Annotated in this window: 15 protein-coding genes and 3 pseudogenes; 14 read left to right on the forward strand and 4 right to left on the reverse strand. The window is 61.8% G+C overall.

The window, feature by feature from the left end; translation table 11 throughout:
* Positions 1-235 (forward strand): transposase (locus Y703_RS0113575; protein ID WP_026553137.1); only part of this gene is annotated, 235 nt, incomplete at its 5' end.
* Positions 236-931: 696 nt separating this feature from the next.
* Entirely contained in the window at positions 932-1,921 is a 990-nt protein-coding gene (locus Y703_RS21005; RefSeq protein ID WP_051427592.1) for a hypothetical protein, read from the forward strand.
* Positions 1,922-2,193: 272 nt separating this feature from the next.
* On the opposite strand, the gene Y703_RS23280 is transcribed toward Y703_RS21005, so the two are convergent.
* The gene (locus Y703_RS23280) at positions 2,194-2,325 is read right to left on the reverse strand and encodes a hypothetical protein (protein ID WP_275450776.1); all 132 of its coding nucleotides are present in this window, start codon (positions 2,323-2,325) and stop codon (positions 2,194-2,196) included.
* Between the two features lie 57 nt (positions 2,326-2,382).
* Here Y703_RS23280 and Y703_RS22725 point away from each other — a divergent pair, with 57 nt between their 5' ends.
* The 10 genes and pseudogenes from Y703_RS22725 to Y703_RS21015 all read left to right on the forward strand — a co-directional run bounded on the left by Y703_RS22725 (position 2,383) and on the right by Y703_RS21015 (position 10,380).
* Positions 2,383-2,709 (forward strand): hypothetical protein, encoded by a 327-nt coding sequence (locus Y703_RS22725; protein ID WP_216698902.1) that lies wholly within the window; start codon positions 2,383-2,385, stop codon positions 2,707-2,709.
* Positions 2,710-2,997: 288 nt separating this feature from the next.
* Positions 2,998-4,764 (forward strand): hypothetical protein, encoded by a 1,767-nt coding sequence (locus Y703_RS21010; protein ID WP_051427593.1) that lies wholly within the window; start codon positions 2,998-3,000, stop codon positions 4,762-4,764.
* A 220-nt stretch (positions 4,765-4,984) separates the two neighbouring features.
* Positions 4,985-5,293, forward strand: a pseudogene (locus Y703_RS19985) (CpaF family protein); the annotation flags it as partial.
* Positions 5,290-6,147, forward strand: a complete 858-nt coding sequence (locus Y703_RS0113600; RefSeq protein ID WP_026553138.1) for a type II secretion system F family protein — start codon at positions 5,290-5,292, stop codon at positions 6,145-6,147. The pseudogene Y703_RS19985 and the gene Y703_RS0113600, both read left to right, overlap by 4 nt.
* Entirely contained in the window at positions 6,147-7,085 is a 939-nt protein-coding gene (locus Y703_RS0113605) for a type II secretion system F family protein (RefSeq protein WP_173400637.1), read from the forward strand. The genes Y703_RS0113600 and Y703_RS0113605 overlap by 1 nt, the downstream gene beginning before the upstream one ends.
* Before the next feature lie 40 nt (positions 7,086-7,125).
* Complete coding sequence (locus Y703_RS0113610; RefSeq protein ID WP_155849536.1) at positions 7,126-7,368, forward strand: hypothetical protein; 243 nt, start codon at positions 7,126-7,128, stop codon at positions 7,366-7,368.
* A gap of 10 nt (positions 7,369-7,378) precedes the next feature.
* Entirely contained in the window at positions 7,379-7,786 is a 408-nt protein-coding gene (locus tag Y703_RS0113615) for a TadE/TadG family type IV pilus assembly protein (RefSeq protein WP_026553141.1), read from the forward strand.
* Positions 7,755-8,198 carry a hypothetical protein gene (locus Y703_RS0113620; protein ID WP_026553142.1) on the forward strand — a complete coding sequence of 148 codons (444 nt, stop codon included), beginning with the start codon at positions 7,755-7,757 and terminating at the stop codon, positions 8,196-8,198. Before Y703_RS0113615 ends, Y703_RS0113620 begins: the two co-directional genes overlap by 32 nt.
* 59 nt (positions 8,199-8,257) lie before the next feature.
* Positions 8,258-8,671 (forward strand): pilus assembly protein TadG-related protein, encoded by a 414-nt coding sequence (locus Y703_RS0113625; protein WP_026553143.1) that lies wholly within the window; start codon positions 8,258-8,260, stop codon positions 8,669-8,671.
* A gap of 284 nt (positions 8,672-8,955) precedes the next feature.
* Entirely contained in the window at positions 8,956-10,380 is a 1,425-nt protein-coding gene (locus Y703_RS21015; protein ID WP_051427595.1) for an FG-GAP-like repeat-containing protein, read from the forward strand.
* Here Y703_RS21015 and Y703_RS21690 read toward each other — a convergent pair.
* Positions 10,327-10,792: pseudogene (locus tag Y703_RS21690) on the reverse strand (pyridine nucleotide-disulfide oxidoreductase); the annotation flags it as partial. The gene Y703_RS21015 and the pseudogene Y703_RS21690 sit on opposite strands and share 54 nt — an antisense overlap.
* 9 nt (positions 10,793-10,801) lie before the next feature.
* On the opposite strand from Y703_RS21690, the gene Y703_RS19995 reads away from it, so the two are divergent.
* A complete protein-coding gene (locus tag Y703_RS19995) occupies positions 10,802-11,263 on the forward strand; it encodes a zinc-binding dehydrogenase (RefSeq protein ID WP_051427596.1) in 462 nt (153 codons plus the stop codon).
* A gap of 160 nt (positions 11,264-11,423) precedes the next feature.
* Here Y703_RS19995 and Y703_RS22205 read toward each other — a convergent pair.
* Positions 11,424-11,552: pseudogene (locus Y703_RS22205) on the reverse strand (IS3 family transposase); the annotation flags it as partial.
* Positions 11,553-11,860: 308 nt separating this feature from the next.
* On the opposite strand from Y703_RS22205, the gene Y703_RS20000 reads away from it, so the two are divergent.
* A complete protein-coding gene (locus tag Y703_RS20000) occupies positions 11,861-12,241 on the forward strand; it encodes a hypothetical protein (protein WP_051427597.1) in 381 nt (126 codons plus the stop codon).
* A 72-nt stretch (positions 12,242-12,313) separates the two neighbouring features.
* Here the strand turns inward: Y703_RS20000 and Y703_RS20005 are convergent, their stop codons facing one another.
* Positions 12,314-13,078: a response regulator transcription factor gene (locus Y703_RS20005; protein ID WP_081743547.1), complete on the reverse strand. Its 765-nt coding sequence runs from the start codon at positions 13,076-13,078 to the stop codon at positions 12,314-12,316.
* Between the last annotated feature and the right edge of the window lie 40 nt (positions 13,079-13,118).

Below are 13,118 nucleotides of genomic sequence, written 5' to 3' on the forward strand. Positions count from 1 at the left end.
CTACTGGCTCTCAGACCTGCCCGCCCACACGAAACTGAAGACCCTCGTCCGACTCGCAAAAATGAGGTGGCGCATCGAGCACGACTACCGCGAACTCAAAACCGGACTCGGACTCTCCCACTTCGAGGGACGCTCCTTCACCGGCTGGCACCGCCACGTCACCCTCGTCACCGCAGCCCACCTCTTCATCACCCGACTCCGCCTCAAGAACCCAAAAGCAGCTGGGGCAGCCTGAGCCTGTACGGCATCATCAGAGAACTCCAACAAGTCCTCGCCGTTTGGTTCGGTTACTGCCCCCACTGCCGCTCACGAGCCCCCACCTAACAAAGTACTACTAGGGACGAGAGGCTTATCGAAACTCGAAGGGACACCCGGATAGCCGCAAAGAATCTGTGGGCCACCATACAAGGGAAGCCGAAGCCTGCTCGGCACGTTTGTGCGCAGAACCACCCCATTCAGCCGGGGGATAGCATCTGCGCCTACGGGCACGCGGCTGGTTGAACGCGGGATGCCTGTTCAGCGACGCGCTCCAATCATGCCAATTTGTTCCATCACTGCTCTCTAGTAGCCCATCGGTGGCATTCCCTGTGCCTTAGCCGCCTTGGTGTTGAACTTACTGCCACTTCTGCACACGCCTGGTCAGGCTGACTGTCCTTAATTAGTGACCTGAGCTGGTTCGCCGCATCCAAGCATTGCTCAGTTCGGGTTCAGGCCAAATTCTCGGCTGATGAGATGCGTTCTAAAAAGCGTGTACTCATCGAAACGAACCATCGCCGGCGCCGGCTCCCGTACGTTTTCCCCCATTAGCTTCGTCGCCGGCACCGTTCACTCGACGTACGGCTCATTTCTCCTCCGTTCGAACACGTGTATTGGGCATCTGCTTAGCCGAAGTAGGCTGAGTGCAGTCAGCTCCACGCGCTAGGATTAGCTGGTGACTGCGATGGGGAGAGTGGAGTTCGGGCGGCTTACGGAGGCGTGGAAAGGCGAGGCTTCTGACTTTACGCCGCTCCTAGCCGAACGTCTCGACGAGATTGGCGCTGCCATCGGGGTGGATCTTGTTGCGATCGGCAAGACCGAAGTTCCGACGATCGGCGGACGCCGAATCGACATCGTCGCCGAAGGCGTAGACGGCACCTCGTTCGTGATCGAGAACCAGTACGGTCGCGCTGACCACGATCATCTGACCCGCGATCTCGCATACGCGGTTGCTCCCCCTCGTGCCCGCGGCCTTGTGGTCATCGCTGAGGAGCATCGCGATGAGTTCCGTGCCGTTGCCGACTACCTAAATGACCTGGCTGAACTGGATCCGGACAAGGGCATCAAAGTATGGCTGGTCGAGGCTCGGGCCGTCCGGATCGGCGACAGCCCCTGGGCGCCGCTGTTCGACACAATTGTGCGGCCGAATAATTTCACCGCGACCTTGGGTGCAGTCAAGCGCAGCGAGGGCCTTGCCGCTGCCGACGAGTTCTGGTCTCGATTCGCCGACACCTCACTACGACAAACGGTCGAGCAGATCATCAGTAGGTGGCAGTCGTTGGGCCACGGGGTCTGGTACTACAGGGATGGCCACGCGACGCTAACCGGCCGCGCACCGGTAACAGGTGGGTTCGGCCAACGCTCAGTAATCGCACTTTACCCGGACGGACGTGTCGGCATCCCATTCAGCTCGTACGCCGGCAGCAACAGTGGCTTTCCTGTTCCGGCGCTGACGACAGAATCATTCCGCAACCGGGCGGATGCACTCTTCGGTTTCGATGGCAGGGGACAGCGGGCCAAGACCGGCCCCGGTTGGATTTCCGAGGCCAGGACCGACGACCTGATCATGTTCTCGACAGAAGTGGCCGAGGAATATCGTGCCGAGGTCGAGCGGATGACCGCTGACCCAGTCGAGCGGCGCGTTCTCCCAGACGGTGATGGCTGAGCGCAATAGATCCGGCCATGTACCGAATATCCAATTTCGGCGGTGATTCTTGCCTAAGGGATCAGCATTGGCACTTCTCACGAGAACTTGGAGCCGCTTGGCGCTGCGCCTACTGTATAAACACTGGATGTCTTAATGCAGGGGGTCTTCAAATGCGTCCGGACGACAAATTATCAGCGTTGTTGCGGAAGGCGTACCTACCCTGCAGCAACTTCGGCACATGCCGCCAAGCGCAGTGGGACCCGGAGTCGGGGCACATACCGCGCGGGTTCCTAGGCGCGACGGGTGCGCTCGAGGACGTCGAGCTCGTAATGGTCTTTGCGGAACCGGGGCATCCGCATCGCGGGGAGGTTTATGACTCCGAGGACAGTCCGGACACGTTGCTTGAAAATGGGATGCGTCATGCTTACGAGTCTTTTGCGAATGGGACGGATCTATTCCATCGCAATGTCCGCTGGTTTATGGGGCAGCTCTACCCCGATCTCACCTTCGATGAGCAGCTTCGGCACGTCTGGCTCACCGATGGCCGCCTGTGTTCGATCGATAACGAGATTGGCAGGGTGAGTGGTCGCATCTGCGCTGAGCGCTACCTTCGAGCAGAATTGGAGATGCTCCCGAACGCTACAGTCGTCGCCTTCGGCGGGAAGGCGCACGACTATGTTCGGCGCTTGAAAGTCGAACATGTGAAGGCGTACGCATTGGCGCCTCCCGGGGCCAACCACAAGCCGGCGCGACCGAGCTGGGAAAAGGCGCTCGAAAACATCGAGTCTCGGCGGGTTCGGGGTTAGAACTACACTCGTGGTTATCCTCGTACTACGGTCGCGTTTACGGGATAGCGACTTTGGTCCGGTATCGATGATGTTTGCCACTTTACTGGTGCTCGGTTAGCTCCCGGAGCGCCTCAAGCTCGGCCGCCCAATCACGCACCTCACTGAATGTCCGAATTCCGGCGCTATTTCGCCGTGTTTCCTGATCGGTAAATGGCCCCTAGAACCGTCGCGTAGGCGGGCCCCGGGTTTAGTCCCTCCATCTCGTATCCCTAGGAACTGAGATACTCAAGTCTCGAGACCGTCAACATGTACGACAAAGAACGCTCGTTGCATATCCATCCTTTGGATAGGAAGAATGACCTAGTGGTACAACGCAAACCTGACGAACCGACCGGGGCAACTGTCAAAGAACATCCCTTGCCGACTGTGGCAACTGTAAAACAGCTGTACGCCTCGGCGTTCCGCTGCGCGAAGCCCGATTGTCTCCGCCCGCTCTACAAGACGAATGACGACACCGGTGACCTCGTCTTGAACAGCCGTATCGCACACATTCACGCCCGTCGCGCCGGAGGGCCGCGGTGGATAGAAATGTCTGCAGAGGACAACCGGAGCGCCTCAAACCTCGTGCTCTTGTGCATAGAGCACTCTTATGAGGTGGATGACTTCCCCATTCTGTTCCCGGCCGACATCCTCCGCCAATGGAAAGCCGTTCAGTTCGAGGAGTATCAGCAAGTCCAACGAGGCTGGCCTCTCAATGATGCAGAAGCCGGCCAAGCAATCGGTGCGTCGTTACAATCGGTCGACTTTCATCATGCAGGTGCGATTCTAGAGGGAGTCCGCGCCGCGGAGCGGCTAAGCCTATCGGCTCGAAACGTCCGCCGCGGGCCGGCGACACAAGCAGCCGCATGGCTTGCTACCAGAGCCCGCGCACGTAGGAGCACCGCATGGGACCAAGACGGCAACACGATTTATGCGGAACCGTCCTCGCACGAGACCCGACAGCACAAGGCGGCACTCCAGGAGGCACTCACCCAAGCCTGCGAAGACCTCATTCCCGCCGTGCACAATGTTAAAGTCGAGCTTGCGGCAGCCAAAGCGAGTCGCCCGTCTGTCGCCCCTTGGGTTTGTTGGGTATCCCGTGCCGCCGACGATGTAGTAGCCGCATCAGGAACATGGCCCGACACACCTGAACTGGACGACGATGACCAGCTCGAGGCCACCTTAGACAAGCTTGCTCAGGCCACAGATGCTCTCAGCGCGGCCTGGCGCGGTGAGCTGGCCCAGTCGCCTCCACCTGTACCGCAACCGAAGCCACCTGCAGTTGAACACAACCCTATGAAGGACCATCTGGCACTGCTTGAGAGGGCTCGCCCCTACGCGAGGGTTCAACATCGTCCCTACGACGCAGCGCTGCGCGCAGAGCTTGCGGAGGCCGCCTCTGCCGCTTCCGAAATTCCACCTGTAATGTCTGCCTTCGCCTTGGGACTCGATGCGACATGCAGTCTCGCCGCTGCGGTCGCCGCCAATGCAGAGGATGACGAGCTAGCGATCCTGACAGATCAAGACGCCAAACACCGACCGTTGTCTGTAGCGTTTTGCCTGCTCGCCGAGACCGCCCGGATTTCCGAGCAACGCGGCCGTCTCGTTGCACAAGAGCATGCTGAGACAGCCCTCCTAGCCCTCTGGGACAGCGTCGATTGGTCCGACCCCAGTTCTTGGGACCCCATTGATCTGAACCTACAATACGTAATTTGGACCGGTGCGCGACTCACCTCGCCCGAAGCCGTCGCGAATAGGCTCACCCTCGCGTTGAAGCAGCAGCCGGGCGTTCTCCTCCTCCTCGTTACGGCTTGCGCGGGCTGGGTTGAGACGCTCGACTCAGAGACCATGAAGGTGCGCGATTACCGCCGCCGGTATCGGCAGCTCCCTCCGTGGTTCCCGGTGCAAGCTGTTGTTCGAGCAGCCGCCTCCGCGACGCCGGTGACCGTGGATCAGTTCGGTGAGACCGTCTCTGACGATGCCGAATCGCTACTGGCTCAGGTACTTTGGGCTGCGAAATACGAGCCCGCCTAACTGTAAATCGAACATGGAAGCCCAGCAGCCCCTTACCGCCGGGGTCCTAGTGGAAGCGTGCTGAGCGGTCGTAGCTGCATCAAAAACAGGTCAAATGATTCCGATCTGGCGGGCGCAGCTGTCGATCAGCCTCTGCTCCGAGGAATGAGTGTTGCGGCGGTGGGACCGTTGTGTGCTGAGTCATTTCGTGCCTGCGACAGTGCAGGGCTTGTCCGACGCTGATGCAGTGACCAAGATTTGCACGCTTCCGCTGTTGGCTGGTGACAACATTTCCAGTGCCTTCGTTGTGCCAACCGTGGCGTCCTGTATCGACCTTGTCGTGCACTGCCAACGTTTCAGCGACGGACGCCGCCGGGTCACCGAGATTCTGTCCCTCGGCAACAGAGTTGAGAACGGAATTATCGAGTCCTCATCGGTATTTCGAAGAATAGACGGTGACCTAGTTGTCACCGCGTCGGCCATGCCAGCCGAAGAGAAGTTTGCAGGCGCAGGCTTTCAGGTTGCCCGGCTCCTGGACTCTGTCCCATGACGGCGGTCATCGGGGCTGCTCTTGGCTCCGGCCTATTCATGATCTGGTGGTCCTGGTGGGCGGAGCCCGTTCGACCCAGGCAAGCCATTCGCCGGCGCAGCCCCGTCGAGGAACTGCTTTTGCGCGCTGGCATCGAGACGGTCTCGGTCGGAGGGCTCGTGGCATCCTCCGTAGGCGTCGGTGTGGTGGTCTTTCTCGCGGTGCTCATTGTGACCGGATCGCCGCCAATCGCCGGCTGTTTTGGCTTGTTTGGGGCACTGCTTCCCTTGGGCATCGTCAGATGGCGAGCGCACCGAAGGTCGGCCGTGCTGCGGGAACTCTGGCCCGACGTAGTTGATCATCTACGGTCGGCAATCCGCGCGGGACTGTCGCTGCCTGAAGCTATCAGTCAACTGGGCGAGAAAGGGCCAGTAGAGCTGCGGCAGGCCTTCACGGCGTTTGGCTCCGATTACCGGGCGGGCGCGCGGTTCGATGATGCGCTTGGAAGACTGAAGGCACGGCTCGCCGATCCCGTAGCGGACCGCATCATTGAGGCACTCAGAATGACCCGTGAAGTGGGAGGCTCTGATCTTGGGCGACTCCTGGGCACGCTCGCCGAGTTCCTTCGGGATAGTGCGCGCACCAGAAGCGAACTGGAGGCACGCCAATCGTGGACCATAAACGCTGCCCGTCTGGCAGTTGCGGCTCCATGGTTGGTGTTGATGCTGCTCTCTACCCGTCCGGAGGCGGTCAGGGCCTACAACACGCCAACGGGTGCCGTGGTCCTGGTGGGCGGGCTGGTTGTCTCGGTAGTCTGCTACCGGATCATGCTCCGGATCGGCGCCTTGCCCCAGGACGAGCGGGTGCTGCGGTGATGGACCTCAATGGGCTCGCGATCCTGGTAGGCGGAGTGCTCGGTGTGGGTCTCTGGCTCGTTGTGGTCCGAACACCAGCACTCAGGCGGACCCGATTCGTTGACCGCGTCGCTCCGCAGCTGAAATCAATTGACGTTCGGTCCCGTTTGCTGGACAGTCCCCCAGCGTCGCTTACACCTTTTGGTTCGATCGAACGCATCGCTCGCCCGTTAGTGGACGACGTCGTCGGCTGGCTGAGCCGATTCAACCCTGCGTCGGCGGTGTTGGCGCGACGGCTGGCTCAGGCGGGGAAGGTGCAACAGGTAGTCGATTTCCGGGCTGAGCAAATACTGTGGGCTGCACTGGGACTTAGCGTATCCACTGGCGTGGTGGTATTGCTTGCTGCATCGGGGAGCATCGGACCGGTGCCTGCATTGCTGGTGGTGATCGGTTGCACGGCAGGATCCTACGGGCTGCGGGACTATGTTTTGTCGGTCCAGATCAGGCGGCGCGAGGCGAGAATGTTGGCCGAATTCCCCAGCCTGGCCGAGCTCATGGCGCTGGCAGTGAGCGCGGGGGAGAGCGCCGCGGGTGCTCTTGAACGGATCTGCCGTACAGCACATGGCGACCTTGCCGGTGAGTTTGAACGCGTTCTCGCCGAGACTCGCGCTGGAGCACCGTTGATGTCTGCGCTTCAGGATTTCTCGAACAGAACCCGGCTCACGCCTTTGGTGCGCTTTGTCGATGGAATCACTGTCGCTGTGCAGCGCGGAACGCCGCTAGCGGACGTCCTCCACGCCCAGGCGCAGGACGTCCGCGATGTAGCCAAGCGAGAGCTGATGGAATCCGCGGGTAAGAAGGAGATCGCGATGATGATCCCACTCGTATTCGGGGTGCTTCCCCTGACAGTACTTTTTGCCGTGTACCCGGGCATCGCGCTGATTAGCCTTGGCCTGTGATCGTTCAGTCATGTACCAGAGACGATGGAAGAGGAACAACATGAAACCGAACCCAGCGATCCATCGGATCCTTCCCGCACTGTACCTTCTTCTGGTGCTCACCCTTAGCCGGGTGGCTGGGGTGGTCCGCAGCGTGGACGATGATCCACCCGAGCGAGGCGACGTACCCGGCTGGGTAATGATCACCCTTATGTCAGCGGTACTGGTGGCGGCCTTGCTGGCCCTGGCGGGCCCGGCGCTGGAGAGCATGTTCAACGACGCGATCAGTCGCGTCAACCCGTAAGCGGTCCGCGGTGCTGGAGGATCCGGGCGGGAAGACCACTTCTGAGCGAGGCGCAGCGGTAGTGGATTTCGCGCTGATCGGAGGGCTGTTGACGGTAATCTTCATTGCGCTCATTCAGCTCACTATGGTGCTGCATGTGCGTAACACCCTGATAGATGCGGCGTCCTCCGGAGCAAGGTATGGAACCCTCGCCGACCGATCAGCTGACGACGCTGCGCAGCGGACCGAGGCCATCATTTCCGCTGCCCTCAGCGACGGGTATGCGGAGGAGATCTCGGTGGGAGAGGTCGACCGAAACGGCATGTCAATGTTGGTGGTGACGGTGCGGGCACCGCTGCCGGTTATCGGCCTGATCGGTCCCGCGGGCGTGCTGGAGGTGACTGGCCATGCGGTGCTTCCCCGCCCGTCCATCGACTGATGAGCAGGAGAGCGGGAGCGCGGTCCTGGAGTTCATCTTCCTGGGACTCGTTTTGCTGGTACCGGTCATTTACTTCGTCCTGACGATCGGTCAGCTGCAGGCAGGTTCTTTCGCCGTAGTCGGGGCAGCCGATCAGGCGGCAAAAGTCTATGTGGCCGAGGCATCCGCCCCGGAGGCGACAGCACTGGCGCATCAGGCAGCGGCCCTGGTGTTGGGCGATTTCGGATTTGAGTCGTCAGATGCAGAGATTGACATCCGGTGTAATGGCGAGTGCCTCGCGCCGGGCTCAAGCGTGACGGTCGATGTTCGGCTGGGCATTTCGCTCCCGTTCGTGCCATCCGCACGCGGCATGCACGATTCGGCGGCCACAGTTAGTTCGACGGCGACACAGTTGGTTGAGCGATTCCGGTGACGCACCGCTCGCCCGTTCCTGCCGGTGGCATCGAACCCTCCGATCGTCAGGAGGGACAGGTGACAGTCCTGGTTATCGGCTATCTGCTGCTGTCCTTGCTGATTCTCACGGTGGTGCTGGGAGCATCGGCTGTCTACCTCGACCGGCAGAAACTATTGTCAGTAGCTGATGGAGCGGCGTTGACCGCGGCGGATACCTTCGGATTGGCTGATCCTGTGCCCGGTGCAACGGCTCCGGTCCCTCAACTGGATGCGGGGACAGTCCGATCGACAGTGCAGGAGTACCTGGACTTGACCGGCGCCGGAACACGGTTCACTGGATTGGCCATAGACCCAGCAACCGGCGCGCCGGACAGCAGGACTGCACGGGTGGTGCTCACCGCAGTCGTCCATCCCCCAATAGTGAACTTTCTGGTGCCTGAGGGGATTCCCATTGCGGTGACAGCCGATGCCCGGTCAGAGCTCACCCGTTGACCGCAAGAGCATCGAATCGCCGAAAGCTCTCTCTCACGTCCGGAGGAATAGTCCACACTTCGCGGCTCTTTCGCCAATTATCAGCGGTAAAATGGAGGCGGTGGATGAGGTGGTTCGCATGATGGTTCGCTCGCTCCGGCGGATGGTGATGGCTGTCGTGACGTCGCTTGCGCTCCTGCTCGGATTCGTGACCGAAGCGCCGACGGCTCAGGCTGCACCTCTTTACGGCCACGATGTTTCCTGGCCCCAATGCCCACCCAGCGGTCGGTGGTTTCGGGTTGCCCATGCCGCCAGCCTCAACCCAGTTCGTCGTCGTCGGGTTGACCAAGGGTTTGCCTTTTACCGAGAACCCCTGCCTGGCGAGCCAGGTCACCTGGACCAAGACCAACAACAAGAAAAGCCACGGCTACGCCATGGCTGGGTTTCCCACTGCCGCCCAGCTGAGCACCTATGGCACCCGGGGGCCGTGGGCCAGCACTACCCGTGCGGGTCGGCTCTCGAACGTGGGGTACTCCGAAGCACTATTCGCCGTCGCCAGCATGAACCGGGTCGGCTTCCGGCCACCGGTGGTGTGGATCGACGTCGAACCTCGCCCGGCTCAGCCGTGGCCCGTCAGCACTACAGTGCAGCAACGCGACAACCGGCTCATCATCGAGGGACTGATGCGCGGGCTCCGCGACGCAGGGTTTTCCTATGGTCTTTACTCCTACGCCTCGGGATGGGCCGAGATCACGGGTTCGTGGCGGTTGCCCGGAGTGCCAGTCTGGGCCACTGCTGGCAGGCTGGACTATCCAAACGAGGCGCTGGACCGGTGCCGCCAGCCGAGCTTCTCCGGCGGCCGGGTCTACCTTTCGCAGTGGTACGACGACACCCGCGACTACGACCTGACCTGCGAGCCGTATGCCTTCACACCCTTGGCGATCCCCGCTTCCACACTGTCCCTGTCCACCGCCGACTTCAACGGGGACTGGAACAACGACATCCTGGCCCGCGTCACCGCGACCGGTGACCTGCGAATGTACCGGGGGAAAGGGAGCGGCACAGCGTGGAGTGGAATCCGCATCGGCGTGGGCTGGCAGGGATTCAGCACTCTTGAGACACTTGGGGACTTCACCGGCGACGGCCCAGCCGACGTGTTGGCACGCGAGGCAGCTACCGGGTACCTGTGGCTCTACCGGGGGAATGGTAAAGGGGGGTGGCTGCCACGGATCCGCGTCGGTCACGGCTGGAACGTATTCAACACGATCGTCGGACCGGGGGATTTTAACGGTGACCAGTTGGTTGACGTCCTTGCCAGGGAACGGGCCACCGGGTATCTGTGGCTCTACCGGGGGAGCGGCACCGGCGGGTGGTTGCCGCGGTTACGGGTCGGCTCTGGTTGGAACGTTTTCAACAGCATCGTGGGTCCCGGTGATTTCAACGGCGACGGTCGGGTGGACCTGCTCGCACGCGAAGCAACGACAGGGTATTTGTGGCTCTACCCGGGCAATGGGAGGGGTGGGTGGCTGCCGCGCGCTCGGGTGGGGCACGGCTGGAACTCGCTGACGGCGGTGATGAGTCCTGGGGATTTCAACGGTGACCGAACCGCTGACGTTCTGGCTCGGGATTCCCAGGGCACCCTGTGGCTGTACCCAGGAAACGGATCTGGGGGCTGGCTACCGCGTGTGCAGGTCGGCACCGGGTGGAATGGATTGAACCTTATCTTCTGATGCCGCACCCGTGGCGTTTGTGCCCGTGAGTTGAAGGCGCTGCACTGCCGCGACTGCCGCAGCCCTGCCTGCGCGGGTCGCGCCGAGCGTCGAGGCAGAGGCCCCGTAGCCCACCAGCAGCACCCGCGGGTCTTTGATCACCTGAACCCCGTCCATCCGGATTCCACCCTCAGGCTCCCGCAGTTTCAGTGGGGCAAGGTGGTCCAGCGCCGGACGGAACCCGGTGGCCCACAGGATGACGTCCGTCCGCATATTGGCGGGTCAGTGGGAGGCCCGTTGTCGACACGACACTCGCCGGAGGGAAGCCAGCCCTGGTCCGTTCATTCACCAAAGCTTCGACCTCCCGGCCCCACTCGGCATTGAATTCCCGCCCCGTGAAGGACCGTTCTCGGCGCGTGACCCAGGAAGTGGTGGCGCGGCCGTGTGTAGTGCTAGCAATGCATCCCCCGTCACGGCGCTTGGGGCCGACCGTGTTCTCGATTACACCACCACCGACTTTGCCTCTGGCGACTTCGCCGCGGGTGACTTGCGGTACAACATCGTCATGGACTGCGTCGGCAATGCCCCGGTGTCGCGGGTGCAGTCCATCGTCGAGCCTGGGGGTGCCGTGCTGCTCGTCTCGAGCGACCTGCGATCTCTCTTAAGGGCGTCAGCCGAGAGCAAGCGACACGGATTCACTGTGGTCGCCACACCCGGTCAGCACTTAGCGACTGACCTGGAGTATCTAGTCGACCTGTTCGACGCCGGTCAGCTTCGGGCGGTCGTCGACGGCACCTACCCGCTTGCCGAGATTTCTGAGGCGCACCGCCGAGTCGATAGCCATCGCAAGCGTGGCGCCGTCGTCTTGGACCACGGTCAGCCGGGCCACTTTCCGATGGGCTAGTCAAGCACTGAAGCGAAAGGCAGCGCTAGGAGTTCTCATCATTAGCTCATCTGTCGACAGTTTGCTGGCTCGCTATTCGGCGAGACAACGCAGGAAAACCCCCGTCGAAGTTCTGCCTACTCGCCGCATTGAAGTGCCCTGGTTCTAATGGTGACTCGCGCTATTTGATTTCCACCAGTTGAGCGGTGTTGGTTTGGTCAGCATAGAACGTCTGCTCGAACTCGGCGGGTGGGATGTCGCCGAGGTAACCGTGGAGGCGCTGCGTGTTGTGCCAGTGCACCCAGCCGAGGACATCGAAGCTGTCGCCCACGCCTTCAACACCCGGCCCCGCAAGACACTTGGCTGGACGACCCCCGCGGAAGCATTCAACGAGCAGTTACTGTTGCTCCAACAAGCCAGTGTTGCATCGACTGGTTGAACCTGATGTCAAGGAATTGCCTCAGTCCGCTGCAGTTCCTTCCGGCCCCGCCACGGGCCGCTCCTCTGGCGGCGGTGGATTCTTCAGTTCTCTAGGCCGGGTTTTCTCGATACCAGGCGACTGTCGCCGCAATCGCGTCTTGCCACTTCGTTGCGGTCACGCCGAGCAGATAGCGCGCCATGATTACGCCGCGCACCCCCGCGTCCACTCCCTCCGCCATGTCGCGGGATCACGTGATTCGACTTGCAAAGTCGCAGGGGTGGAGCTTCACTCTCGACAATCCCGGTATCGATGCTGCGGCGCGAGCTCTTGACGGACTGCGCGCCATCGATCTCGATCTGACCGACGCGTATCTCGGTGCCTATGCGGCTGCAGCATCGACCGCCGCAGCTGCTGACCTTCACGCACTTACCTCACTGTCCGACCCTGACGAGCTGGCTGAGCTCATGGTTGTTGGCAGCATCCTCGGCGACCCACTGTTCGCTGGCCTGCGACGCCTCGCGCACGAAGATGCCACCCACCACCTTTTCCCCACACCACCGAGTCGAGGCAAATCGTGAGCACTCACGCCAGCCGAACTGCGATGGCCTTCGTCGTCACAGCGACCGGGGGTTTTCGGCTGGACTCGTTCGCTATCCTTCCGCTGAAGATCCTGGTTCCGTGCGAAATGGAGGCCGATCGTCGCGACCCATGACGAATGGCGGATGCTCCCAGGGTGGCTCCATGTCGGAGGTTGACGACAGCGAACGCTCCACCAACCCCGCCTCGTAGGCGGCGATCACAAGCTGCGTGCGGTCGCGTGCGCGCAGCTTCGTGAGCAGTCGACCGACGTGAGTCTTTGCCGTCGCGGCCGACATGTGCAGAGCACCACCGATCTCAGTGTTGCTCAGCCCGCGCGCAACCTCACTCAGCACCTCAGCCTCGCGGGGAGTGAGCGTCGCCATCCACGCTGGCGGAGCCGGCACAGCACTGGTCTGCACGAACGCGGCCATGAGCCGGCATAGCAACGTCGGTGAGAGCACCGAGTCTCCCCGCGCGACGGTGTGCATCGCCGCGAGTAGTTCGGTCGGCCGAGCATCCTTCAGTAGAAATCCGCTCGCCCCTGCACGCAGCGCCGCGCTAACATACTCGTCAACATCGAACGTAGTGAGGACGATGACCTTTGTCGCGCTGAGCGCCGGGTCAGCAGTGATAGCGGCGGTAGCGCTCACGCCGTCGCGGCCGGGCATCCGGATGTCCATCAGCACCACGTCGGGCTTCTCGCGCCGCACGACTCTCAGGGCGTCGTCACCCGTCTCAGCCGTGCCCACGACCTCGATCTCGGCATCCGAGCTTAGGAGCGCCTCAAAGCCCGAGCGCACCAACCGCTCGTCGTCGACGATGACCACCGAGATCATCGCACCGGCTCCGTGGGAAAACTCGCCGTGACCTCAAACC

This window comes from Arthrobacter sp. H20 (assembly GCF_000520515.1).
Lineage (GTDB): Bacteria > Actinomycetota > Actinomycetes > Actinomycetales > Micrococcaceae > Arthrobacter_D.